Annotated in this window: 24 protein-coding genes and 1 pseudogene; 12 read left to right on the top strand and 13 right to left on the bottom strand. The window is 67.5% G+C overall.

Features of this window, described 5'->3' with window-relative positions:
- The first annotated feature begins 61 nt into the window (after positions 1 to 61).
- Positions 62 to 1,354: a flavin-containing monooxygenase gene (locus tag ACNPNP_RS19365; protein ID WP_448967662.1), complete on the top strand. Its 1,293-nt coding sequence runs from the start codon at positions 62 to 64 to the stop codon at positions 1,352 to 1,354.
- Positions 1,355 to 1,359: 5 nt separating this feature from the next.
- Here the strand turns inward: ACNPNP_RS19365 and ACNPNP_RS19360 are convergent, their stop codons facing one another.
- From ACNPNP_RS19360 to ACNPNP_RS19320, 9 genes are all read right to left on the bottom strand, one after another.
- The gene (locus tag ACNPNP_RS19360) at positions 1,360 to 2,220 is read right to left on the bottom strand and encodes a carbohydrate kinase family protein (RefSeq protein ID WP_448967661.1); all 861 of its coding nucleotides are present in this window, start codon (positions 2,218 to 2,220) and stop codon (positions 1,360 to 1,362) included.
- A gap of 11 nt (positions 2,221 to 2,231) precedes the next feature.
- Positions 2,232 to 3,350, bottom strand: a complete 1,119-nt coding sequence (locus ACNPNP_RS19355) for an adenosine deaminase (protein WP_448967660.1) — start codon at positions 3,348 to 3,350, stop codon at positions 2,232 to 2,234.
- A gap of 57 nt (positions 3,351 to 3,407) precedes the next feature.
- On the bottom strand, positions 3,408 to 4,703 hold the full coding sequence (locus ACNPNP_RS19350) for a thymidine phosphorylase (protein ID WP_448967659.1): 1,296 nt from the start codon (positions 4,701 to 4,703) through the stop codon (positions 3,408 to 3,410).
- Positions 4,700 to 5,098 carry a cytidine deaminase gene (locus tag ACNPNP_RS19345; protein WP_448967658.1) on the bottom strand — a complete coding sequence of 133 codons (399 nt, stop codon included), beginning with the start codon at positions 5,096 to 5,098 and terminating at the stop codon, positions 4,700 to 4,702. Before ACNPNP_RS19345 ends, ACNPNP_RS19350 begins: the two co-directional genes overlap by 4 nt.
- A gap of 21 nt (positions 5,099 to 5,119) precedes the next feature.
- On the bottom strand, positions 5,120 to 6,400 hold the full coding sequence (locus tag ACNPNP_RS19340) for an ABC transporter permease (protein ID WP_448967657.1): 1,281 nt from the start codon (positions 6,398 to 6,400) through the stop codon (positions 5,120 to 5,122).
- Positions 6,397 to 7,704: an ABC transporter permease gene (locus tag ACNPNP_RS19335; protein WP_448967656.1), complete on the bottom strand. Its 1,308-nt coding sequence runs from the start codon at positions 7,702 to 7,704 to the stop codon at positions 6,397 to 6,399. The genes ACNPNP_RS19340 and ACNPNP_RS19335 overlap by 4 nt, the downstream gene beginning before the upstream one ends.
- On the bottom strand, positions 7,701 to 9,257 hold the full coding sequence (locus ACNPNP_RS19330) for an ABC transporter ATP-binding protein (RefSeq protein ID WP_448967655.1): 1,557 nt from the start codon (positions 9,255 to 9,257) through the stop codon (positions 7,701 to 7,703). Before ACNPNP_RS19330 ends, ACNPNP_RS19335 begins: the two co-directional genes overlap by 4 nt.
- 112 nt (positions 9,258 to 9,369) lie before the next feature.
- Entirely contained in the window at positions 9,370 to 10,461 is a 1,092-nt protein-coding gene (locus ACNPNP_RS19325; RefSeq protein ID WP_448967654.1) for a BMP family lipoprotein, read from the bottom strand.
- A gap of 165 nt (positions 10,462 to 10,626) precedes the next feature.
- Positions 10,627 to 11,409 (bottom strand): SDR family NAD(P)-dependent oxidoreductase, encoded by a 783-nt coding sequence (locus ACNPNP_RS19320; protein ID WP_448967653.1) that lies wholly within the window; start codon positions 11,407 to 11,409, stop codon positions 10,627 to 10,629.
- Between the two features lie 83 nt (positions 11,410 to 11,492).
- Between ACNPNP_RS19320 and ACNPNP_RS19315 the strand changes: the two genes are divergently transcribed.
- Entirely contained in the window at positions 11,493 to 12,089 is a 597-nt protein-coding gene (locus ACNPNP_RS19315) for a TetR/AcrR family transcriptional regulator (protein ID WP_448967652.1), read from the top strand.
- A gap of 66 nt (positions 12,090 to 12,155) precedes the next feature.
- Here the strand turns inward: ACNPNP_RS19315 and ACNPNP_RS19310 are convergent, their stop codons facing one another.
- Entirely contained in the window at positions 12,156 to 13,271 is a 1,116-nt protein-coding gene (locus ACNPNP_RS19310) for a mannose-1-phosphate guanylyltransferase (RefSeq protein ID WP_448967651.1), read from the bottom strand.
- A 167-nt stretch (positions 13,272 to 13,438) separates the two neighbouring features.
- On the opposite strand from ACNPNP_RS19310, the gene sdhC reads away from it, so the two are divergent.
- Genes sdhC through ACNPNP_RS19270 form a run of 8 tightly spaced genes read left to right on the top strand, consistent with a single transcriptional unit; the run spans position 13,439 to position 20,721 of the window.
- Positions 13,439 to 13,873: a succinate dehydrogenase, cytochrome b556 subunit gene (gene sdhC, locus ACNPNP_RS19305; protein WP_448967650.1), complete on the top strand. Its 435-nt coding sequence runs from the start codon at positions 13,439 to 13,441 to the stop codon at positions 13,871 to 13,873.
- Positions 13,873 to 14,325: a succinate dehydrogenase hydrophobic membrane anchor subunit gene (locus ACNPNP_RS19300; protein WP_448967649.1), complete on the top strand. Its 453-nt coding sequence runs from the start codon at positions 13,873 to 13,875 to the stop codon at positions 14,323 to 14,325. Before sdhC ends, ACNPNP_RS19300 begins: the two co-directional genes overlap by 1 nt.
- A gap of 17 nt (positions 14,326 to 14,342) precedes the next feature.
- A complete protein-coding gene (gene sdhA, locus ACNPNP_RS19295; protein WP_448967648.1) occupies positions 14,343 to 16,148 on the top strand; it encodes a succinate dehydrogenase flavoprotein subunit in 1,806 nt (601 codons plus the stop codon).
- Between the two features lies 1 nt (position 16,149).
- Entirely contained in the window at positions 16,150 to 16,911 is a 762-nt protein-coding gene (locus ACNPNP_RS19290) for a succinate dehydrogenase iron-sulfur subunit (protein WP_448967647.1), read from the top strand.
- A 48-nt stretch (positions 16,912 to 16,959) separates the two neighbouring features.
- Positions 16,960 to 18,165, top strand: coding sequence for a YihY/virulence factor BrkB family protein (locus ACNPNP_RS19285; RefSeq protein WP_448967646.1), 1,206 nt, complete (start codon positions 16,960 to 16,962; stop codon positions 18,163 to 18,165).
- A 10-nt stretch (positions 18,166 to 18,175) separates the two neighbouring features.
- Positions 18,176 to 19,015: an exodeoxyribonuclease III gene (locus ACNPNP_RS19280; RefSeq protein ID WP_448967645.1), complete on the top strand. Its 840-nt coding sequence runs from the start codon at positions 18,176 to 18,178 to the stop codon at positions 19,013 to 19,015.
- A 42-nt stretch (positions 19,016 to 19,057) separates the two neighbouring features.
- The gene (gene trpS / locus ACNPNP_RS19275; RefSeq protein ID WP_448967644.1) at positions 19,058 to 20,065 is read left to right on the top strand and encodes a tryptophan--tRNA ligase; all 1,008 of its coding nucleotides are present in this window, start codon (positions 19,058 to 19,060) and stop codon (positions 20,063 to 20,065) included.
- Positions 20,066 to 20,100: 35 nt separating this feature from the next.
- Positions 20,101 to 20,721 carry a hypothetical protein gene (locus ACNPNP_RS19270; RefSeq protein WP_448967643.1) on the top strand — a complete coding sequence of 207 codons (621 nt, stop codon included), beginning with the start codon at positions 20,101 to 20,103 and terminating at the stop codon, positions 20,719 to 20,721.
- 9 nt (positions 20,722 to 20,730) lie between these two features.
- Here ACNPNP_RS19270 and pth read toward each other — a convergent pair.
- Positions 20,731 to 21,313, bottom strand: a pseudogene (gene pth, locus ACNPNP_RS19265) (aminoacyl-tRNA hydrolase).
- Positions 21,314 to 21,415: 102 nt separating this feature from the next.
- Positions 21,416 to 22,039, bottom strand: a complete 624-nt coding sequence (locus tag ACNPNP_RS19260; protein ID WP_448967642.1) for a 50S ribosomal protein L25/general stress protein Ctc — start codon at positions 22,037 to 22,039, stop codon at positions 21,416 to 21,418.
- Between the two features lie 223 nt (positions 22,040 to 22,262).
- Here ACNPNP_RS19260 and ACNPNP_RS19255 point away from each other — a divergent pair, with 223 nt between their 5' ends.
- Complete coding sequence (locus tag ACNPNP_RS19255; protein ID WP_448967641.1) at positions 22,263 to 22,388, top strand: hypothetical protein; 126 nt, start codon at positions 22,263 to 22,265, stop codon at positions 22,386 to 22,388.
- Here the strand turns inward: ACNPNP_RS19255 and ACNPNP_RS19250 are convergent.
- Complete coding sequence (locus ACNPNP_RS19250) at positions 22,373 to 22,858, bottom strand: gluconokinase (RefSeq protein WP_448967805.1); 486 nt, start codon at positions 22,856 to 22,858, stop codon at positions 22,373 to 22,375. The genes ACNPNP_RS19255 and ACNPNP_RS19250 overlap by 16 nt on opposite strands.
- Before the next feature lie 233 nt (positions 22,859 to 23,091).
- Between ACNPNP_RS19250 and gndA the strand changes: the two genes are divergently transcribed.
- Complete coding sequence (gene gndA, locus ACNPNP_RS19245) at positions 23,092 to 24,546, top strand: NADP-dependent phosphogluconate dehydrogenase (protein WP_448967640.1); 1,455 nt, start codon at positions 23,092 to 23,094, stop codon at positions 24,544 to 24,546.
- Positions 24,547 to 24,572: the final 26 nt, after the last annotated feature.

The raw sequence follows: 24,572 nt of genomic DNA, 5'->3' as shown, positions 1-24,572 counted from the left end.
GTGCCGCTACGATCGAGCCTGGGGGGCGACAGATCGAGCACAGCGTCGTGCGGGGAGCACCATGAGCAGATACGCCGTCATCGGCGCAGGACCGTCCGGCCTGGCTGTCGCGCGTGCACTGCGGATGCAGGGCATCGAGGTCGACGGCTTCGAGGCGTCGCACGACGTCGGCGGACTGTGGGACATCACCAACCCGCGCAGCACGGTGTACGAATCGGCGCACCTCATCTCCTCCCGCACGACGACCGAGTTCGCCGAGTTCCCGATGGCTTCGGACGTGGACTATCCGAGCCACCGCGTGCTGCGGGATTACTTCCGCTCCTACGCGGAGCGCTTCGGGCTCACTGGGCTTTTCCGCTTCGACACCAGCGTCACCCGGCTCGAACCGCGTGACGGCGGATGGGACCTCACGTGCATGGGGCCCGACGGTGTCGGAACGCACCGGTACTCGGGCGTCATCATCGCGACCGGCACTCTCGCCGAGCCGAACACGCCCGCCTTCGAGGGAGAGTTCGCCGGTGAGCTCATGCACACCAGCGCGTACAAGGACGCATCGCAGCTCGACGGCAAGCGGGTCCTCATCGTGGGTGCGGGCAACTCGGGGTGCGACATCGCCGTGGATGCCGTGCACCACGCCGCATCCGTCGAGATGAGCGTGCGTCGCGGCTACTACTTCGTGCCGCGCTACCTGTTCGGTCGTCCGAGCGCCACGCTCAACCAGGGCAGGCCGTTGCCCGCGCGCATCAAACAGGCCGTCGACTCGCGCGTGCTGAAGGCGTTCACCGGCGATCCGGTCCGTTTCGGATTCCCCGAACCCGACTACCGCATCTACGAGTCGCACCCGATCGTGAACACGATGGTGCTGAACCACCTCGGGCAGGGCGATCTGCACGTGCGCGCCGACGTCGACAGGTTCGACGGGCACACCGTACGTTTCCGCGACGGATCGAGCGGCGACTACGACCTCGTGCTGCTCGCGACGGGCTACCGACTGGACTATCCGTTCGTCGATCGGGAGCACCTGCAGTGGCGCGGCTCCTCGCCGAGGCTTTTCCTGAACATGTTCCCTGCGAGTTTCAACGGCCTGTACATGATGGGCATGATCGAGGCTTCCGGGATCGGATGGCAGGGCCGCTTCGAACAGGCGGAGCTGCTGGCGAGCTACCTCGCCGCCGCTGAGCGCGCACCCGAGAGCGCCGAGCGGTTCCGCGAGCGGGTGACCGGCAGCCCGTGGCCGGACGTCACCGGGGGCTACCGCTACCTCGGCCTCCCCCGGATGTCGTACTACGTGAACAACCACGCCTATCGGGCTGCGGTACGCCACGAGCGCGACGCACTGGAGCGGTCACGATGAGCTGCTCAGAGAACGATGCCGTCCAGCAGCGGATGCAGGTGCCTGCTGCCGAGGGCTCTCGAGGCCGCTGCCGCGCCGGATTCCAGGGCCTGCGGCAGCGCCGCCCCGGCCAGCCGTGTGGCCAGCACTCCGGCGAAGAACGCGTCGCCGGCGCCGTTGGTGTCGAGGACCTCGACCTTCACGGCATCCACGCGGTGCGTCTCGCCGTCGGCATCCACGGCCACCGCGCCCTCGGCGCCGAGCGTGCAGACCGCGAACGACGCCCCGGCGTCGACGCGTGATCGCAGGAACGCGACGGGATCGCTCAGCCTGTCGGCGTTGCAGAAGACCGCATCGGCCGCTTCGAGGAACGGGCGATGGAAATCCGCCTCACCGTCGTAGTCGTGCACGTCGACCCACACGGGTCTGCCGCTCGCCGTCGCGAAGGGCAGCAGCCGCAGCGGCTCCGCCGCGAGATCGAGCACGACGACCTCGGCATCCGTCATCGCTGCGCGCACGTCGTCGGGTACCGGCCCTGTCTGCGCGGAGACTCCGGACAGGTAGAGCGACACGCGCTCGCCCGCCGGCGTCATCAGGTTGAGGTGCCGCTCGGTCGTGGCGCTCGATCCCCACAGCACGTCGAGTCCGGCGGCGCTCAGCGCGGCGTCGATCTTGCGTCCGTGCTCGTCGTCGCCGATGAGCGCGTACAGCACGGCCGGCGTCGCGAGCGACGCGAGGCTCAGCGCCTTGCCCGCACTCGTCCCACCGACCGTCTCCCAGCTCGCCTCCGCGAACTGCATGTGCGGCGACGGCTCCGGCAGCCGATCCAGGACGACGATCGAGTTCCAGGAAGCAGGGCCGGCGATGAACACGGCGGGCGCGGGCATGATTGCGCCCGTCAGTCGTTCTGGAAGCCCTCGGCGATCATCTCGACGAGTTCCTCGCGCTCCTCGACGGGGAGGAACGCCGCCGACGCCGCGTTGAACTGGAACGCCTCGAGATCATCGAGGTCGTACCCGAAGGCGTCGACGAGCAGCGCGAGCTCGCGGGTCAACGAGGTGCGGCTCATGGTGCGATTGTCGACGTTCACCGTGACGGAGAATCCGAGCTGATACAGCAGATCGAACGGATGATCGGCGAGCTCGGTGCCCCAGGCCTCGATCGCACCGGTGTGCACGTTCGACGACGGCGACAGCTCGAGGGGGATCTCGCGGTCGCGCACCCACCGGGCGAGATCGCCGAAGCGCACCTGGACCTCATCGCCGTCGCGTTCGATCACGTCGAGATCGCTGACGATGCGCACGCCATGACCGAGGCGGAGGGCACGGCCGTCGAGCAGCGCGCTGCGGATCGATGCGAGACCGGCCGCCTCTCCCGCGTGCACGGTGACCGGGAAGAAGTTCTCGGCGAGCAGTTCGAACGCCTCACGATGATCGGAGGCGGGGTATCCGTCCTCCGGACCCGCGATGTCGAAGCCGACGACGCCGGCCTCGCGGTTGTCGAGCGCGAGCTCGGCGATCTCGAGGGATCGGTCGCTCTGGCGCATCGCACTGAGGATCTGACCGACGCGGATGCTGCGCCCAGAGCGATCCACGGCATCCTCGCCGTCCTCGATGCCCTGCTGCACCGCCTCGACGGCCTCGTCGAGAGACAGTCCCCCTGCGAGGTGCTGTTCGGGCGCCCATCGCACCTCGCCGTAGATCACGCCGTCGTCGGCGAGGTCCTCCACGAACTCGCGGGCGATGCGCGTGAGGTTCTCGGCGGTCTGCATGACGCCGACGGTGAGCTCGAACGTCTTCAGGTAGTCCACGAGCGATCCGGAGTCGCTCTGCGCGGCGAACCAGTCTCCGAGCGAGCGCGCATCGGTCGCGGGCAGCTGCAGCCCCGCGTCGGTAGCGAGCTCGACGATCGTCGACGGGCGCACGGCACCGTCGAGGTGGTCGTGCAACGAGATCTTCGGCAGCGAGCGCAGCGAGACTCCCTGCACCTTCTTGTCACCGTCGGCGGCGATCGACATGGGATGGTGTCCTCTCGGAATCGGCGCCTCGACAGACTCGGCGAAGGCGCCTCCAGCCTACGCGGTGATGCGCTCGCGGACGAGTGGCCCGATCTCGGGCGCGGTGTCTCCGATCGACCATGCGTCCTCGAGCGCCTCGAGGGCACGGGGGAAGCGTGCCGCATCCTCCGCGGAGAGCGTGAACAGCGCCTGACCTGCGGTCACGCGCTGTCCTGGCTTGACGTGCAGATCGATGCCGGCCGCGTGCACCACCTGGTCTTCGGCGCGAGCCCGCCCCGCACCCAGGCGCCACGCCGAGATGCCGAACGGCAGGGCGTCCATGCGCGTGACGACGCCGTCGGCGGCGGCCGTGACGACATGGCTCTCACGAGCGATCGGCAGCGGGGCATCCGGGTCGCCGTCCTGTGCGCGGATCATCGCCTTCCAGCTGTCCATGGCGCGGCCGTCGTCCAGCGCCGCCTCGACGTCGGCGTCCGGCTGACCGGCGAGGGCGAGCATCTCGCGCGCCAGCGCGACCGTCAGCTCGCGCACGTCTGCAGGTCCTCCCCCTGCGAGGATCTCCACGGACTCCCGCACCTCGTTGGCGTTGCCGATCGCGAGGCCGAGAGGCACGTTCATGTCGGTGAGAAGCGCCGTGGTGGCGACACCGGAATCGGTGCCGAGCGCGACCATGGTCTGCGCGAGCTCGCGAGCGCGGTCGATGTCCTGCATGAACGCGCCAGAGCCGAACTTGACGTCGAGGACGAGCGCATCCGTGCCCTCCGCGATCTTCTTCGACATGATGCTCGACGCGATGAGCGGGATCGCCTCGACGGTCCCAGTGACGTCACGCAGCGCGTAGAGCTTCTTGTCCGCCGGCGCGAGACCCGAGCCCGCCGCGCAGATCACGGCGCCGACGTCGCCCTGCATCTGCGCGAACATCTCCTCGTTGCTGAGCGCCGCGCGCCAGCCGGGTATCGACTCGAGCTTGTCGAGCGTGCCTCCGGTGTGCCCGAGGCCACGGCCGCTGAGCTGCGGGACTGCGACGCCGAAGCACGCCACCAGGGGTGCGAGCGGCAGGGTGATCTTGTCACCGACGCCACCGGTGGAGTGCTTGTCGACCGTGTTCTTGCCCAGGGATGCGAAGCTCATCCGCTCGCCCGATGCGATCATGGCGTCGGTGAGCACGCGGATCTCATCGCGCTGCATGCCGCGCTGGAACACCGCCATCGCGAACGAGGCCATCTGCGCGTCCGAGACGTAGCCGCGCGTGTACGCGTCGACCATCCAGCGCAGTGCCGGCTCAGGGACCTCGCCGCCGTCGCGCTTGGCGCGGATGACGTCGATAGCGTCGTACGGCTCCGGTGCGCTCATCGGACATCCTCCAGGTCGCGCGGACCGAACGCGTCGGGCAGCACCTCGTCGATCGTGCGGATGCCGGAGACGGTCTCCAGCAGCATCTCAGGCATGGAGTGCTCGAACAGCAGCTGACGGCAGCGGCCGCACGGCATGATCGTCTGCCCGTCGTTGTTGACGCACACGAACGCCACGAGCCGCCCGCCGCCTGACATGTGCAGGTCGCCGACCAGGGCGCACTCCGCGCACAGTCCGACGCCGTACGAGGCGTTCTCCACGTTGCATCCGGCCACGATCCGGCCGTCGTCCACGAGGGCCGCGGCCCCCACCTTGTAGCGCGAGTACGGCGCGTAGGCCTTGCGCATGGCGTCGGTGGCGACCTGACGCAGCTCGTCCCAGTCGATGTCAGTCATTGTTCCTCAGGTCTCGATGCTTCAGCTCTTGATGTACGGTTCGCCGGATGCCGCAGGTGGACGCGATCGGCCGACGAGCCCCGCGACGGCGAAGATGGTCACGACGTACGGCAGCATCAGCATGAACTGGCTGGGCACCGGCGATCCGATGACCGACAGCACGCCCTGCAGGTTGGTCGCGAAGCCGAACAGCAGCGCAGCCAGCGTGGCGCGCACCGGGTCCCACTTGCCGAAGATCACGGCGGCCAGGGCGATGTATCCCGCACCCGCCGTCATCTCGCGGCCGAACTGAGGGTTGGTGACCAGCGTGTAGAACGCGCCGCCCATGCCGGCGATGGCGCCGGCGAGCATCATGTTCCAGTAGCGAGTGGGGGCGACCTTGATGCCCACGGTGTCCGCGGCCTGCGGGTGCTCGCCCACGGCGCGAAGGCGCAGTCCCCACCGAGTGCGGTACAGCCCGAACCAGACCAGGAACACCGTGATGTACATCAGGTACACGATGATCGTCTGGCGGAAAAGCACCGGACCCAGCACCGGGATCTCACTGAGCAGCGGGATCGGGATCACCGGGAACAACGGCGGGGAGTTCAGCCTGGCGGGGTCGGCGCCCAGCACCTGGCGGTAGAGGAAGGTCGTCAGGCCCGCCACGAGCACGTTCAGCACGACACCGACGATGACCTGGTTGACGTAGTAGGTGATCGCGAACACCGCGAGCACGAGCGAGACCAGCACGCCGGCGACCATCGCGGCGATGAGGCCCGCCCACGGGCTCCCCGTGGCCGAGCCGACGAGTGCGGCCATGAAGGCTCCGGCCAGCAGCTGCGCCTCGATCGCGATGTTGACGACGCCGACCCGCTCGCCGATCACGCCGCCCAGCGCACCGAAGATCAGAGGCGTCGCGAGCGCGAGTGCACCGCCGAGAAGACCGATCATCGGGAGAGTGCCGCCCGCGGATGCCCAGGCGAGGAATCCGATGAGCAGCACGATCACGTAGACGACCGTGAGCCACAGCGGCAGTCGGCGCTGCGCGCGCGTCCACACCGCGGACAGCGCAGTGATCGCGGCGAGCACGACGACCGCGACCCACGCCGTGGCGTTGGCCGGCAGCACGAGCTCCGGCAGCTGGATGGCCGCGTCGGCGGAGCGTACGAGCCGGAAGGTGCTGTCGCCCTCGCGCGGCACGATCAGAGGCAGCAGCGCGAACAGCACCGTGAACAGCCCGAAGATGATCGGGGTCTTCCAGGAGGTGATGGTGACGCGACGCTGTTCGTCGCTGACCACAGCTTCAGCCGTGACGGTCATGCGGACACCTCCTCGGTGATCTGCGCCGCGTTCTTCTTCGGCTTCCTGGGTTTCGTCGGCTTCTTCCTCGCGCCGGGCTGCGGCAGTCCGAAGATCGCGCGCACCAGAGGCGGAGCAGCGATGAACAGCACGATCAGCGACTGGACGACGAGCACGATCTCGATCGGCACGTTCTCGGATGCCTGCATCGCGAACCCGCCGGCCTTGAACGCGCCGAACAGGATGCCCGCAGCCAGGATGCCCAGCGGCGTCGAGCGCCCCAGCAGGGCGACGGTGATCGCATCGAACCCGATGCCCGCGTCGATGTCACCGCCGAACCCGCTCGTGACGGTGCCGAGCATCTGGCTGACGCCGGCGATGCCGACGAGTCCTCCGGCGATCAGCATGACGTAGAAGTACATCCTGCCGACGCTGATGCCTGCCACCTTCGCGGCGCTGGGGTTCTCCCCCACCGCGCGGAATCGGAAGCCGAGGCTCGAACGCTCCAGCAGCCACCAGGTGAAGGCGACGGCGATCAGGGCGAGGATGAAACCGGCGTGCAGCTTGTACTGAGGGCCGAGGATGCCGGGCAGCACGGCGGAGTCCGCCATCGCCGCCGTCTTCGGGTTGTTCGACCCTGGCGCCTGCAGGATCCCCTGCGTCGCCAGCATCCACGCCAGCAGGTACACCGCGATGTGGTTGAGCATGATCGTCACGATCACCTCGTGCGCACCGGTGCGCGCCTTCAGGATGCCGGCGATACCGGCCCACACGCCTCCGGCGACGACACCCGCGGCGATGGCGACCAGCATGTGCAGCGGCCACGGGAGGTCCATGCTCGTGCCGACCCAGCCTGCGGCGGCGGCGGCCATCAGCATCTGGCCCTGGCCGCCGATGTTGAACAGACCGGCGCGGAAGGCGAGGCCGACGCCGAGTCCTGCGGCGATCAACGGCGTGGCGAACTTCAGGGTCTCGGTGAGCGGGCGGATGCCTGCGGCGAAGCCGTCGACGCGGAAGTTGTAGATCGCCCCCTGGAACAGGGCGACATAGGCGCCGGAGATCGAGCTCCACACCGCGGCGAGCATGTCGCCCGGCCGCGCGAAGAAGTACCCTGCGGTGCTCTGCACCTCTGGATCGGTGAAGGCGATCATGATCGAGCCGGCGATGAGCGCCAGGATGACCGACAGCACAGAGATCAGACCGTTGCCGGTGACGATGCGGCGGAAGGCGCCGTGCCACCGGGAGGGCTCTGGGTCCGCGACCTTGGAGTCGCTGCCGAAGTCCGCGGGGGCCGAGGGGATCGGCTTCAGCTCTGGGCCGGTCATGCGCTCGTCTCCTCGGTGTCGGCTGACGTCGCGGCGGCCACGGCCGTCGTGTCGGTCTCGATCATGCCCGCCATCATCAGGCCGAGCTGCTCGCGCGTGGTGTCGCCGGGAACGATGCCGACGACCTTGCCGCGGTACATCACCATGATGCGGTCGGCGAGCGCGGCCGCCTCGTCGAGCTCGGTCGAGATGACGATCACGGGGATGCCGGAGTCGCGGGTCTCGATGATGCGCTTGTGGATGAACTCGATCGAGCCCACGTCGACGCCGCGCGTCGGCTGCGCCGCGACGAACAATGAGAGCTCGCGGCTGAGTTCGCGGGCCAGCACGACCTTCTGCTGGTTTCCGCCGGACAGGCGTCCCGCCTGCTGCGCCGGTCCCTGCGTACGGATGTCGAACTCGGAGATCTTCTCGCGTGCGAACTCGTCCAGCGCGCCGAGCTGCAGCGTCCCCGCCTTGACGAAAGGGGCGCCGACAGAGCGGTCGAGCATGAGGTTCTCGGCGATCGAGAACTCCTTCACGAGACCGTCGACGCTGCGATCCTCGGGCACGAAGCCGACACCGTCGTCGAGGATGTCGCGCACGGAACGCCCGACCAGCTCCTCGCCGTTGAGCCGCACACTGCCCTCGACGCGTGGCTGCAGTCCGACGATGGCCTCGGTGACCTCGGTCTGGCCGTTGCCCTGCACACCGGCGATCACCAGCACCTCGCCACCGCGCACCGAGAACGAGACGTCGTCGACGAGCACCGTCCCGAGGGGATCGGTGACAGTGAGCTCTTTCACGACGAGCGACTCCTCGCCGAGCTTCGGGGCGTCCTTGTGCACCTTCAGCTCGACGGCACGGCCGACCATGAGGGAGGCGAGCTCTTCGTTGCTCGCCGTGGGCGACGCCTCGCCGACGACCTTGCCGAGACGGATGACGGTGATGCGGTCCGCGACCTCGCGGACCTCGCGCAGCTTGTGGGTGATGAAGACGATCGAGGTGCCGCCGTCCTGGAGCTGACGCATCGTCGCCATCAGCTCATCGGTCTCCTGCGGCGTGAGCACGGCGGTCGGCTCGTCGAACACGAGCACCTTGGCGTCGCGAGAGAGGGCCTTGATGATCTCCACCCGCTGCTGCACACCGACGGGGAGGTCTTCGACCACGGCATCCGGGTCGACCTGGAAGCCGAAGCGGTCGGAGATCTCGCGCACCATCGCGCGAGCGGCGGCGAGGTCGAGGCGTCCTCCGAAGGTCGTCTTCTCGTGGCCGAGCATGACGTTCTCGGCGACGGTGAACACGGGGATCAGCATGAAGTGCTGGTGCACCATGCCGATGCCGGCCGCCATCGCGTCGCCGGGTCCGGCGAAGTGCTGCTCGACGTCGTCCAGCAGGATCTCGCCCTCGTCGGCCTGGTAGAGGCCGTAGAGCACGTTCATCAGCGTCGACTTCCCGGCGCCGTTCTCCCCGAGGAGGCAGTGGATCTCCCCCGGTTCGATGGTGAGATCGATGTGGTCGTTGGCCGTCAGCGCGCCGAACCTCTTCGTGATGCCGCGCAGTTCTAGCTTCATGTGTCAGATCCTAATCAGCAAAGGTGCTTCGTCCCAGGTTCCTGTGGGAGCCCGGGCAACGGCGAGGGGGGGCCGGCGGGTCGCCGACCTCCCCCTGTGTCTCGTTACTCGATCAGCCGAGGTACGAGGTGACGGTGACCTCACCGTCGATGATCTGCTGCTGCAGGTCCTGGACAGCGGTCCACAGCTCGGGGTCGACCTTGTCCTCGAAGTTGTGCAGCTCGGCGATGCCGACGCCCTTGTTCTCGAGCGTTCCGACGTACGCCTCGGCGTCGAACTCCTCGTTCGCGCTGCTCATGGTCGCCTCGTAGACCGAGAGCTTCATGTCCTTGAGGATCGAGGTGAGCACGAAGTCCTCGGTCGTCGGGTCGGTGACGAACAGGTCGGCGTCCGCGCCGATCAGTGCGATGTCACGGCCGGACTCCTTGATGGCCTGCAGACCCGACTGGTAGATCGGTCCGCCGACCGGCAGGAGCACGTCGACGCCCTGGTCGATGATGTTCTGCGCGACCGTCTTGGCCTCGGGGCCGGCTTCGAAGCCGCCCGTGAACGAACCGGCCTTGCCGTCCCATCCGACGACCTCGACGGCGGTGCCGTTCTGCTCGTTGTAGTAGTTGACGCCCTGGTAGAAGCCGTCCATGAAGATCGTGACGGTCGGGAACTCCATGCCGCCGTAGGTGCCGACCTTGCCGGTCTCCGAGTATCCGGCGGACAGGTAGCCGGCGAGGAACGCGGCCTGAGCCGTGTCGTACAGCAGGGGCTTGACGTTCTCGGCATCCTTCTCGCCGTCGAAGTCGTTGTCAGCGGCGTCGTCGACGAGGATGAAGTCGACGCCCTCGTTGGCGGTCGCGGCCTCGACGGTCGCCGCCGACAGCGCGAAGCCGACCGAGACGATGGCGTTGCAGCCCTGCGAGACGAGGCTCTCCAGGTTCGGTGCGAAGTCGGTCTCGCTGTTGGACTCGACGTTCTTGTACTCGACTCCGAGTTCGTCGGCGGCCTGCACGACGCCTTCGAACGAGAGCTGGTTGAACGACTTGTCGTCGAATCCGCCTGCGTCGGAGACGATGCAGGGCAGGAAGTCGATCGTCTCGCCGCCTGCGCCGGCGCCGTCGTCCTCCGGAGCAGCTCCGCAGCCTGCGAGTGCGACGGCGACGCCTGTCGCCACGAGCGCGGCGAGAGCGCGCTTCTTGGTGGAAATGGTCACGTAAGCCTCCACGACTACTGGCCTGCGCCAATCGCAATGCCCGTTGAGACAAGTTACCCAGTGTTACGGCATCCGACATCACGGTTGCGGTTAATGGTTACAAACTCGCAATAGACCCGTGGCCCGGGCCAGGTGCGGGCCCTGTGGGCCACTGACCCCGGGTCACTACGCGGTCTTCGAGACTCCGGCATCGACCACCCAGTTCGCGCCGTGCACGCTGACTGCCAGTGGCGAGGCGAGGTAGGCGATCGCGGTCGCGACCTCGCGGGGTTCGATCAGGCGGCCGGTGATCATCCCGGACTGCACCGGGAGGGCGGCCACGAGCTCTTGTTGCGTGAGATTCATCGCCTCCGCCAGGTCGGCGCCGAAGCTCTGCTCTCCCTCCCAGAGCGCCGTTCGCGTCGACGACGGGGTGATGGTGTTGAACCGCACGCCCCGCGGCCCGAACTCCTCCGACAGACCCTTCGTCACCGCGTTGAGCGCGGCCTTGGCTGCGCTGTAAGGAAGCGGAGCGGTATGCGGCCTCCGAGCGCTGTCGGAGGAGACGTTCACGACCGCGCCACCGGATGCCAGCAGCGCGGGAAGAGCTGCGCGCGTCGTACGCACGGCGGCTGCGACGTTGAGGGCGAGGGCTGCCGTCCACGCGTCGTCATCGAAGTCGAGAAAGCCTGCGCCAGGGGTGGCGGCGCCGCCTCCGACATTGTTGACGAGGATGTCGAGCGACCCGAGGGCCTTGAGCGCCTCCGCCACGACAGCGGCCGGAGCCTGCGGCTGCGACAGATCTCCCGTCACCGTGATCGCCCCTGTCGCCGCCAACTCCGCGGTGACTGTTCGTGAGACGGCTGCCACCGTGACGCCCTCCTCCTGGAGGACACGGACGGTCTCGAGCCCGATTCCCTTACTCGCCCCCGTGACGAGCGCCTTCTTTCCTGCAAGGTGAAGCTCCATGATTTCCTCTCGATCTCGATCAGTACGTTAACTGTTACAGCGATGACACAGTTAAGTCAATATCTGCGCCTTAGACTGTTCAGATGTCGAACCGAAGAACTCCCGCCGCACGCCCGTTGCGTGCCGATGCCGAGAGATCGATCGGCCTCATCCTGGAAGCGGCGGATGCGGTGTTCACACGAAATCCCGGCGCGAGCATCGAAGAGGTCGCCAAGGCGGCCGGAGTCGCCCGCGCGACCGTGCATCGGCGCTTCACCTCGCGCGACGCGCTGTACGACGCGCTCGCTCAACAGCTCGACGAGAAGCTTCGCCAGGCACTGAACGCGGCCGACGTGCGCACGGCACCGCCACTGGTGGCGCTGTATCAGCTGACGGTCACCACGCTCGACCTCAAGACCGACTGGCGAGCGTCCTGGCGACACGTCGACCAGAGTGGCCTCGCGCCGGAGGTCGTCGCCGACCTTGATCTCCTCTTCCATCGCGCCGGCGATGTCGGGCTGCTGCGCGAAGCAGTCGACCCGCTCTGGGCGCGCGGCGTGTACACGGCGTTGGTTCACGAGGCGGCACTCGCCCGACCCGAGGGCGCGCCGTCATCCGAGTGGGCTCAGCGGATCCTGCACACGCTCTTCACCGGGCTGGGTGACGTCGACCAGCCGCTGGGGATCCCCTCGCCGATCTGACCGGCACCCGGGCGCGGCGGATCGGGGCTGTGCCGTCGGCGTGCGATCACACCCGGGGAAGTGGGACTAGAGAACGTCGCCGCGGCCGGTGAGCTTGAGGGATTCCACGACGCCCTTGACGCGCTGCGCGTGCTCCGTGGTCGTGACGAGCAGGGCGTCCGGTGTGTCGACGACCACGATGTCCTTCACGCCCACGAGGCTGATCACCCGCGAGGTCTGGCTGACGAGGATCCCCGTGGCCGCATCCGAGAGCACCCTCGCCTTCGGGCCGAGGACGGCGAGATCGTTCTTGCGGCCGTTGCTGATGAGTTTCGTCAGCGAGGCGAAGTCTCCGACGTCGTCCCAGTCGAAATGGCCCGGGATCACCGCGAGGCGGCCCCGGTCGGCCGCCGGTTCGGCGACGGCGTAGTCGATCGCGATCTTCTTCAGCGATGGCCACACGCGGGCGACGACCGGGCCCCGACGGTCGCGGTCGTCCCACGCCTCGGCGAGTTCCATGAGACCGGCGTGCAGCTCGGGCTCGTTCGCGGCCAGCTCGTCGAGCAGCACACTCGCCTTCGAGATGAACATGCCGGCGTTCCAGAGGTAGGAGCGGTCGGCGTAGTACTGCTTGGCGGTCTCGAGATCCGGCTTCTCCACGAAGCTCTCCACCGTCGCCGCCTCGGGAGCGCCGTCGACGATGAGTTCGTCGCCCTTGCGGATGTATCCGAATCCGACGGAGGGCTCGGTGGGCTGGATGCCGATCGTGCAGATGTATCCGGCACGCGCGACCTGGACGGCCTGCTGGACGGCGAACTCGAACGTGCGCGTGCCGCGGATCACGTGGTCGGCGGCGAAGGAGCCGATGATCACGTCGGGATCCCTGCGGTGCAGGATCGCGGCGGCGAGCCCGATGGCGGCGGCCGAGTCGCGCGGCTCCGACTCGAGGAACACGTTCTTGTCGGCGATGCCCGGCAGCTCCCCCTCGACCGCGGCGCGGTGCGCCCGGCCCGTCACGACCGAGATCCGGTCCGTGCCGGTGAGGGGCTCCAGACGGTCCCACGTGTCGCGCAGCAGCGAGTTGCCTGACCCGGTGAGGTCGTGCAGGAACTTAGGGGCGTCAGCGCGCGAGAGCGGCCAGAGCCGGCTTCCGATCCCTCCGGCGGGGATCACGGCGTAGAAGTCATCGATCGGCTCGCTCATCGTTCCAGCGTAGCCGTCCGAAACAATCTCGACGTCGAGAGAGTTAGGCGACCCTTCGTCGCTCTGGATGATCGAACGGGAATAGGATGGAGCACGATCGGGCACGTCTGCGGTCAGCTCAGACCCAGTACGCGCTGCCGACCTCGTATCGATCAGGGAGGACGACCGTGTCCGCAGGCACTCGCTTGGCACCGTCGATTTCGGAGACCACTTCCAAGACGCCACGCGGAACCCTCTACCGGGGTCGCGAAGGCATGTGGTCATGGGTGCTTCATCGCATCACCGGAGTCGCCATCTTCTTCTTCCTGTTGGTGCATGTGCTCGACACAGCACTCATCCGGGTCTCCCCCGAGGCGTACAACGCCGTGATCGGCACGTATAAGAACGAGATCATGGCCCTCGGCGAGGTCGTCCTCGTCGCGGCGATCATCTTCCACGCGATGAACGGCCTCCGCATCATCCTCATCGACTTCTGGTCGAAGGGCGCACGTTTCCAGCGACAGCTGTTCTGGGGTGTGATCGCCGTATGGGTGATCCTGATCGGCGGCTTCGCAGGTCGTCATCTCTCACTCGCGTTCGCCGGCTTCGGAGGAGGTCACTGATGTCTGCCCAGACCGTCGCCGCACCGGCGCGCCGCCGCCGCGGGATCAACCTCGAGAAGTGGGGCTGGCTGTTCATGCGCGGCTCCGGCGTCGTGCTGATCGTCCTGATCTTCGGCCACCTGTTCGTCAACCTCATGGTCGGCGAAGGCATCCACGCCCTCGACTTCGCCTTCATCGCCGGCAAGTTCGCCACCCCTTTCTGGCAGTGGTGGGATGTGCTGATGCTCTGGCTCGCACTCATCCACGGCGGCAATGGCATGCGCACGATCATCAACGACTACGTCACGCACGAGAAGGTCCGCAAGACCCTGGTCTGGGCAGTCGGCCTCGCAGCCGGGCTCCTGATCGTGCTGGGCACGCTGGTCGTCTTCACCTTCGACCCCTGCCTCGGCGTGACCGAATCCAGCACGCTGTGGGACACCTGCGTGGCCGCAGGCGTCGTCGGGAACTGAGAAGAGAGCAACGAGAAGTGACTACTGAGACCCAGGATTCCGTCGTCCGCGCCGGCGTGCACTACCACCAGTTCGACGTCGTGATCGTGGGTGCCGGCGGTGCCGGCATGCGTGCGGCGATCGAGGCGGGGCCCGGCGCCAAGACAGCAGTGATCTCCAAGCTCTATCCGACCCGCTCGCACACCGGCGCAGCGCAGGGCGGCATGGCTGCGGCCCTCGCGAACGTCGAGGAGGACAGCTGGGAGTGGCACACGTTCGACACGGTCAAGGGCGGCGACTACCTCGTCGACCAGGATGCCGCCGAGATCCTCGCCAAGGAGGCCATCGACGCGGTCATCGACCTCGAGAACATGGGCCTGCCGTTCAACCGCACGCCGGAGGGCAAGATCGACCAGCGCCGTTTCGGCGGTCACACGTCCGAGCACGGCAAGGCCCCCGTTCGCCGTGCGTGCTACGCCGCTGACCGCACCGGTCACATGATCCTGCAGACGCTGTTCCAGAACTGCGTCAAGCTCGGCATCAACTTCTTCAACGAGTTCTACGTGCTCGACCTGATCACGGTCAAGGGCGATGACGGCGGCACTCAGGTCGCAGGCGTCGTCGCATACGATCTCTCGACCGGCGAACTGCACGTGTTCCAGGCGAAGGCGGTGGTCTTCGCGACCGGCGGCTTCGGCAAGATCTACAAGACCACCTCCAACGCGCACACCCTCACCGGTGACGGCGTCGGCATCGTGTGGCGCAAGAACCTGCCGTTGGAGGACATGGAGTTCTTCCAGTTCCACCCCACAGGCCTCGCCGGTCTCGGCATCCTCCTCACCGAGGGCGCGCGCGGTGAGGGAGCGATCCTCCGCAACGAGTCCGGTGAGCGCTTCATGGAGCGCTACGCCCCCACCATCAAGGATCTCGCGCCGCGCGACATCGTGGCGCGGTCGATGGTGCAGGAGGTCCTCGACGGCCGCGGCGCCGGCCCTCACAAGGACTACGTCTACCTCGACTGCACCCACCTGGGCGCCGAGGTGCTCGAGACGAAGCTTCCGGACATCACCGAGTTCGCCCGCACGTACCTCGGCGTCGACCCGGTGACCGACCCCGTGCCCGTGATGCCGACCGCGCACTACGCGATGGGCGGCATCCCCACCAACAACAACGCCGAGGTGCTCGCCGACAACGACACCGTCGTCCCCGGGCTGTACGCCGCCGGCGAGTGCGCCTGCGTCTCCGTGCACGGCTCGAACCGCCTCGGCACCAACTCGCTCCTCGACATCAACGTGTTCGGCAAGCGCGCGGGCAACAACGCCGTCGCATACGCCAAGACCGCGGAGTTCGTCCCGCTGCCGGAGAATCCTGCCGGCTTCGTCTCCGGCCTTCTCGAGCAGCTGCGCGACAGCAAGGGCACCGAGCGCGTCGCGGTCCTGCGCAAGAAGCTGCAGGAGGAGATGGACCTCAACGCTCAGGTGTTCCGCACCCATGATTCGCTCGAGCACATGCTCGGCGTCATCGCCGAGCTGCGCGAGCGGTACAGGAACGTCTACGTCGACGACAAGGGCCATCGCTTCAACACCGACCTGCTCGAGGCGGTCGAGCTGGGCTTCCTGCTCGACATCGCCGAGGTCGTCGTCTACGCGGCGCAGAACCGCGAGGAGAGCCGTGGCGGTCACATGCGCGACGACTTCCCCAAGCGCGACGACGAGAACTACATGAAGCACACGATGGCCTACCTCACCGGCGACCCGCACTCGTCGACGCCGGCCGACCACATCAAGCTCGATTGGAAACCCGTCGTCATGACCCGTTACCAGCCGATGGAGAGGAAGTACTGAAATGTCGAACGCTGTCGCAGAGGCGCCCGCCGCGGCTGACCCCGCCATCCAGTCCTTCCTGGTCACCTTCACCATCCGTCGGTTCGACCCGGAGAAGGACGCCGAGCCGCGCTGGGTCGACTACGACGTGGAGCTGTTCTCCACCGACCGCGTGCTGGACGCGCTGCACAAGATCAAGTGGGAGGTCGACGGCTCGCTGTCGTTCCGACGCTCGTGCGCGCACGGCATCTGCGGCTCGGACGCCATGCGCATCAACGGCCGCAACCGCCTCGCCTGCAAGACGCTGATCAAGGACCTCGACATCTCGAAGCCGATCTACGTCGAGGCGATCAAGGGCCTGCCGCTCGAGAAGGACCTCATCGTCGACATGGAGCCGTTCTTCGCCTCCTACCGCGAGGTGCAGCCCTTCCTGGTCGCGAACTCCACCCCTGAGAAGGGCAAGGAGCGCGTCCAGACGATCGCCGACCGTGCGATCTTCGACGACACCACCAAGTGCATCCTGTGCGCCGCCTGCACCTCGTCGTGCCCGGTGTTCTGGACCGACGGTCAGTACTTCGGACCGGCCGCGATCGTCAACGCGCACCGCTTCATCTTCGATTCGCGCGACGACAACGCCGACGTGCGTCTGGACATCCTCAACGACAAGGAAGGCGTGTGGCGCTGCCGCACGACCTTCAACTGCTCGGAGGCCTGCCCTCGCGGCATCGAGGTCACCAAGGCCATCGCAGAGGTCAAGCAGGCCGTTCTTCGCGGACGCCGCTGATCGCCCTCGCGTCCCGGACACGCCCTCGCCCTTGGATAGGGTGAGGGCGTGTCTGATTCTGAGGCGGATGCGCCTGCGCGGCGCCTTGATGCCGCCGTCGAGCGCGCGACGAGGTTGAGCAGACGCACGCTCGCGCTGTTCCCGGTCAGGGTGTGGCGCCACTTCCTCCAGAACAACGGGTTCCTGCTCGCAGCCGGGGTGAGCTACCAAGCGCTCTTCGCGATCTTCGCGGCCATCTACCTCGCCTTCGCGATCTCCGGGCTGTGGCTCGGAGGGAGCGCCGAGGCCGTCGACGCGCTGATCGGCGTCGTCAACAGCTACGTACCCGATCTGATCAGCGACGACAGCGACCTGCTCACCCCGAGCCAGGCGCACGAGATCGCCGCGAACATGACCGGCGTCCTCAGCATCACCGGTCTGATCGCTCTGATCGCCGTCGTCTGGACCGCCATCGGCTGGGTGACGTTCTCACGGCGCGCCGTGCGCGACATGTTCGGCCTCCCGCCCGACAGGCGCAGCTACGTGCTGCTGAAGGCTCGCGACTTCTTCGCCGCGCTCGTCTTCGGAGTGGCGCTGATAGCGGGATCGGCGCTCAGCTACATCAGCGCCGCCGTACTGACCTGGCTTCTCGAACTGCTGGGGTGGGATGCGGTCTCCGGATCGGTGAACCTGCTGATCCGTCTCGGGACGGTGCTGGTGTCCTTCGCCCTGCTCTCGGCCGCGTTGGCCGCGATGGTCCGCTTCCTCACCGGCACTTCGCTGCGGTGGCGCACGATCTGGCCAGGCGCACTGCTCGGCGGCGGCGCCATGACGGTGCTGCAGTTCGGCGCCGGGTTCCTGCTGAGCTACACGCCGAGCAATCCGCTGCTCGCCACGTTCGCGATCTTCGTGGGCCTTCTGCTGTGGTTCCGCATCAACGGAGTCGTCATGCTGGTGGCCGCGGCGTGGATAGCCGTCTCGGCCAAGGATCGCGACCTTCCGCTGCTTCAGCAGTCGGAGGAGGATCGCATCATCGCGGAGTATCAGGCACTGCTCATCGCCGCGCGGATACGCCTGCGCGACGCCCGCGATGCCCGGCAGCGCGCTCCTTGGTACCGTGCCTGGAGTGCGAGGCGAGCCGTGCACGCCGCGGAGAGCGAACTGGACGAGCTGCTGGCGGATCCGCCGACACCCGCGACGCCGGAGGCCCCGGCAGCTCATCGCCTGCTCGCCGAACTGTCGGGCGCGCGACGCGATGTCGGACGCGCTGGCTAGGCTTGATCCCATGCCTCATCTGCGTATCGCCTCGGTCAATGTCAACGGGATCAGGGCCGCGGCCCGCAACGGGATGAGCAGTTGGCTCGACACCGCAGACGTCGACATCCTGACCCTGCAGGAGGTGCGCGGTCAGGACGAGCATCTGGAGGCCGCACTCCCCGGTTGGTCGTTCATCCACGACGAGGCGACCGCGAAGGGCCGCGCAGGCGTGGCCATCGCGAGCCGTACTCCCGCGCTGGCCAGTCGCACCGCGTTCGGCGCCGACGACTTCGACTCGAAGGGCCGCTGGATCGAAGGCGACTTCCTGATCGGCGATCGCACGCTCACCGTGGTGAGCGCGTACGTGCACTCCGGCGAGGCCGACACACCGAAGCAGGAGGAGAAGTGGAAGTTCCTCGACGCCTTCGGTACTCGGCTCACGGATCTGGGCCAGGATGACGCGCTCGCACTCGTCACGGGCGACCTGAACGTCGGCCACCGAGAACTCGACATCAAGAACTGGCGGGGCAACCGCAAGAAGGCCGGCTTCCTCCCGCGCGAGCGCGCCTACTTCGATCGATTCCTGGGCGACAGGGACGCAGAGGTCACGGGTGTCGACGGAACCGTCGGTCCTGGACTCGGATGGGTCGACGTGGGCCGCCGCTTCCATGGCGAGGTGGAGGGGCCGTACACCTGGTGGTCGATGCGAGGGCAGGCCTTCGACAACGACAGCGGCTGGCGCATCGACTATCACCTGGCGACTCCCGCGCTCGCGGAACGCGTCACGGCGTACAGCGTGGCACGCGCCGCCACCTATGCCGAACGGTGGAGCGATCACGCCCCCGTGATCGTCGACTACACCTACTGAGCGCGGCGGAGCGTTCGCCGGCATCCCCGTAGGATTGACAACGTGACCGACAAGCCTCGCCTTTACTCAGGAATGCAGCCCTCCGCCGACTCCCTCCAGATCGGCAACTACATCGGGGCCCTCCTGCAGTGGCGAGACCTGCAGAATTCCTACGACGCGTACTTCTCGGTGGTCGACCTGCACGCTCTGACGGTCGCTCAGGATCCGAAGGAGCTGCGGGAGAAGACGCGCCGCACGGCTGCGCAGTACATCGCGGCCGGTATCGAGCCCTCTCAGTCGACGCTGTACGTGCAGTCGCACGTGCGCGCGCACGCCGAGCTCGCGTGGATCCTCAGCACGATCACCGGGTTCGGCGAAGCCGGACGCATGACGCAGTTCAAGGACAAGTCGTCGCGCTACGGTGCGGATGCCACCTCGGTCGGCCTGTTCACCTATCCGGTGCTGATGGCCGCCGACATCCTGCTGTACCAGACCGATGTGGTGCCGGTCGGTGACGACCAGAAGCAGCACGTCGAGCTCACCCGCGATCTGGCAGAGCGCTTCAACTCCCGCTTCGGCGAGACCTTCACGGTCCCCATGCCGGTGATCCAGAAGGACACCGCGCGCATCTACGACCTGCAGAATCCGACGGCCAAGATGTCGAAGTCCGCCGAGAGCGACGCCGGCGTGCTCTGGATGCTGGACGACCCGGCCAAGTCCGCGAAGAAGGTCATGCGCGCTGTGACCGACAACGAGGGCAGCGTCCGTTTCGACCGCCAGGAGAAGCCCGGTGTGTCGAACCTGCTGACGATCTATGCGGCGCTCTCCGGCCGTCAGGTCGCCGCGATCGAGGACGAGTACGCCGGTCGTGGCTACGGCGACTTCAAGAAGGGCCTCGCCGAGGTCGTCGTCGCGGAGTTCGAACCGGTGCGCGCACGCGCGCTCGAACTCCTCGACGATCCCGCCGAACTCGACCGCATCCTCGCCGCGAACGCCGCCCGTGCCGACGCCGTGGCCGATGCGACGCTCGCCGATGTCTACGACAAAGTCGGACTGCTGCGTCGAGTCTGACCGGCAGTCCCCGCCTGCACTCTAGGATGGTGTGCGTGACCGACCCGCAGTTCCCGCCGCCCTCGCCTGACGGCGTCCCCTCCGGCACTCCCGTGCCGCCGGTTCCTGTGGCGCCGGGTTATCAGCCGCCTGCCGGTCCGGCGTACCCGAATCAGGGACCTCCTGCCCCGCAGTATCAGGCACCCCCCGGCGCATATCCAGCACCGGTGGGCGGATACGCGGCGCCGGCGGGAGGCTACCAGCCGTCGGAGGCACCGAGCTCACCCAGGTCCTCTGCGCTGGGCATCATCGCGTTCGCGCTGTCGGTCGTCGCGGCCGTCGCGGCCACGATCATCGCTGGTGCGGCCGGCTACCAGATCGGCTTCGAACTGCCGACCGTGGCGCAGCAGATCGACGGGACCACGAGCGACCTCTCGTTCCTCGCACCGGTGCGCGAGCAGGTGCTGATGGGCGAGATCTCGTTCTGGGTGGGCACCCTCGCCGGCATAACGGCGATCGTCCTCGGGATCATGGCGATCGTGAAGCGCGCGGGACGCGCATGGGGTATCACCGCTCTGATTCTCGGCGTGCTCGGGCCCGTGATCTTCTTCACGGTCCTGGTCGTGACGCTCGGACTCGGTGCCGGTGCAGGCTCCGCCTCCTACCTCGGCTCGTGAAGCCCCTGTTCAGCGCGGGGCGTGATGCTTCTGCTGAGCGGCCAGAAGCCCCTCGCTGACGAGCAGCTCGACGGCATCCGCTGAATCGGCGACGAGGATCGCGAGCGTCTCGCGCTCCGCTTTGCCGAACGGCGACAGCACCCAGTCCGCGGGATCCTGGCGGCCGGGCGGCCGGCCGATGCCGACCCGTACCCGCGGGAAGTCGGCCGAACCGATCGCACGCGCGACGGCCGCGCACGCCGTTGTGTCCACCGTGTCCGCCGCCGATCTTCAGCTTGAGCGTGTCGAAGGGGATGTCCAGCTCATCGTGGATCACCACCGTGCGCTCGGGCGGCACGGAGTAGAACCGCGCCAGGGCCGCGACCGGGGTGCCGGAGACGTTCATGAACGAGTTCGGTTTCGCGAGCACGAGCTTGTCCCCGCCCGGTCGCACCCAGGTCTCGACGACGCGCGCTCCGCCCTTGTGCTCACGGAAGCTCTCGCCGCGACGGGCGGCGAGCTCATCGACGATCATCTGACCGACGTTGTGCCGGGTCGCCTCGTAGCGGGGTCCTGGGTTTCCCAGTCCCACGATCAGCCAGGTGTCGGCCATGACTCTCATGCCTTTCGAACGTCGTCAGGATACGACAGAGGGGACGCGATGCGCTCGCGTCCCCTCTGCGTAGGAATCACCTGTGCACGAAGTGCGGGTGGATCACTCCGAGGCGGCCTCTTCGGTCTGAGCCTCTGCGGCCTCGCCCTCGGCGGAGACCTCTTCGGTCTCGTCCTCGGCAGCCTCGGCGGTCGGGACGTAGATGGCGACGATGAGCGTCTCGGGGTCGGCGAGCAGAGTCGCGCCCTTGGGAAGCTTCACATCGGCGGCCGTGATGTGCTGGCCCTCTTCCAGGCCCTCGATCGAGACCTCGAAGTTCTGCGGGATGTGGGTGGCCTCGACCTCGACGGCGATGGAGGTCGCATCGAGGTTGGCGACGGTACCGGCGAAGGACTCGCCGACGACGACGATCGGGACGTCGACCTGGATCTTCTCGCCCTTCTTCACGACGAGGAGGTCGATGTGCTCGATGATCTGACGCACCGGGTCACGCTGCACGTCCTTCACGAGGGCGAGCGATGCCTTGCCCTCGATGTCGAGTTCGAGCAGCGCGTTCGCACGGCGGATGATGAGCGCGACCTGGTGGCCCGGCAGTGCGACGTGCACCGGCTCGGTGCCGTGGCCGTAGATGACGGCGGGGATCTTGCCGGCTGCGCGCAGGCGACGGGCGAAGCCCTTGCCGAACTGGTCGCGGACCTCGGCGTGGACCTTGGTGTCCTCAGACATGGATTCTCCTTCGGGGCACACGACGAACTGCTCGCCGCGTGGTGGTCTATTGGTCGGCTTCCCGGACGCAGACGTGCGAAAAAGCCACGAGGCTTGGTTCGCCGCGTCGATAACGGATGCCGCGCACGCGAAGCATCCCTCGCCGAGGAACTCCTCTATCGTACCGGATGACCGAGTAGGCTGAAACTCAGCTCATTTCCCCTCGCAGAACATGGAGTCCGGCATGCTCGACGGCGCCTTCCTCTCACACGTCATCCTCTGGCTCATCGGTGCCATGGCGGTGTGCGCGACGGTGTTCACCATCGGCGCCCTGTTCTCGATGGGCCGCACCGGCTACCGCAAGGACTGAGGCGCGAGCCCCGCAGCCGCCATGATCGCCGCCACCGCCGTGGCCACGTCGCCCGCCGCGATGACCCTGACGCCGCGTTCGTCGGCGCCCAGAGGCTCCAGCGTGCGCAGTTGCGATTCGAGCAGCGCCGGCGGCATGAAGTGGTCCGGACGCCTGCGCATCCGCTGCTCGAGCACTGCGCGATCCGTCACGAGTTCGGCGAAGTAGGCCTCCGGCTCCTCCCCGCGGATGACGTCGCGGTACTCGCGCTTGAGCGCGGAGCACGCGATGACGATGCGCGGTTGCGCGTGAAGCGCCTGCCCGACGAGGCGCAGCCACGGCATCCGATCCTCGTCGTCCAGAGGCGTGCCCGCCGCCATCTTCACGACATTCGCCTCCGGGTGCAGGTCGTCGCCATCGATGAAGCGCGCACCGACGGCCTCTGCCAGCTCGACGCCGACGGTGGACTTGCCTGAACCGCTCGGGCCCATCACGACGATGCGCACGCCGTCCTCCTCGGGGGTCTCTGCGACGACGTTCTCCACCTGCGGTCCTTAGCGTTGAGTCAGCGGCGTCAGATCGCCGATCCTGATAAACCCAGTCTGCCCTGCTTTCCATGACGGCCGTGCGAGGTTTCGCGGCCTCTCGTTCCGCCGACGCGTAATCAGCCCGCTGAGCGCGATAATCTGAGAGCATCCCTAACTTCACGACCGAGGAGCAGTCTGTGCCCGAAGCATCAGCGAACATCGGAGTCGTCGGACTCGCCGTCATGGGTTCGAATCTCGCCCGCAACCTCGCCTCGCGTGAGGGGAACACGGTGGCGATCTTCAACCGCAGCTATGAGAAGACGCAGGGCGTGCTCGATGCGCACCCCGAGGCGGGGTTCATCCCGGCATCCACGTACGAAGAGTTCGCCGCGTCGCTGCAGAAGCCGCGCACCGCGATCATCATGGTCAAGGCCGGTGCGGGCACGGATGCCGTGATCCAGGCGCTCACCGAGGTGTTCGAGCCGGGCGACATCATCGTCGACGGCGGCAATGCGTACTTCCCCGACACGATCCGCCGCGAGAAGGCCGTCCGTGAGACGGGCATCAACTTCGTCGGCGCCGGGATCTCCGGCGGCGAGGAGGGCGCGCTCCTGGGCCCGTCGATCATGCCGGGCGGCTCGGACGAGTCCTGGGTCACGCTGGGCCCGATCCTGAAATCGATCGCCGCGGTCGCCGAGGGCGAGCCGTGCGTCACCCACATCGGACACGACGGTGCCGGCCACTTCGTGAAGATGGTGCACAACGGCATCGAATACGCCGACATGCAGCTCATCGCCGAGGCGTACGACCTCATCCGTCGCGGCACCGGCAAGACCCCGGCCGAGATCGCCGAGATCTTCGCCGAATGGAACACGGGCGAACTCGAGTCGTACCTGATCGAGATCACCGCGGAGGTGCTGCGCCAGGTCGACGCCGCCACCGGCACGCCGCTGGTCGATGTGATCCTCGACCAGGCCGGAGCCAAGGGCACCGGTGCATGGACCGTGCAGACCGCCCTCTCGCTGGGTGTGCCGGTCTCCGGCATCGCCGAGGCCACCTTCGCCCGTTCGCTGTCCTCGCACCCCGAGCAGCGCGCCGTCGCGGGTTCTCTCCCCGGCCCCGACGACGCGTTCACCGTCCCGGCAGAGCAGCACGACGCGTTCATCGAAGACGTGCGCCTGGCCCTCTACGCGTCCAAGATCGTCGCGTACAGCCAGGGCTTCGACGAGATCCGTGCCGGTGCCGCAGAATACGGCTGGAACATCGACCTCGGCGCGGTGTCGAAGATCTGGCGCGGTGGCTGCATCATCCGCGCGCAGTTCCTCAACCGCATCGCCGACGCGTACGCCCACAACCCCGACCTGCCCGTGCTGATGACCGCGCCGTACTTCGCGGAAGCACTCACCCGCGGCCAGGCCTCATGGCGACGCGTCGTCGTCGCGGCCGCGCAGTCCGGCATCCCCGCCCCGGCGTTCTCGTCGTCGCTGTCGTACTACGACGGCATCCGCGCCGACCGCCTCCCCGCCGCGCTCGTCCAGGGACAGCGCGACTTCTTCGGCGCGCACACCTACAAGCGCATCGACAAGGAAGGCACCTTCCACACCCTCTGGTCCGGAGACCGCACCGAGATCGAAGCCGAAGACACCCACTGAGAGACTGCTCCGCTGAGAAGGGGGGG

This window comes from Microbacterium xerophyticum, from assembly GCF_053543555.1.
The sequence above is the reverse complement of the archived record's forward strand: the minus strand, read 5'-3'. Positions and strand labels throughout refer to the sequence as shown.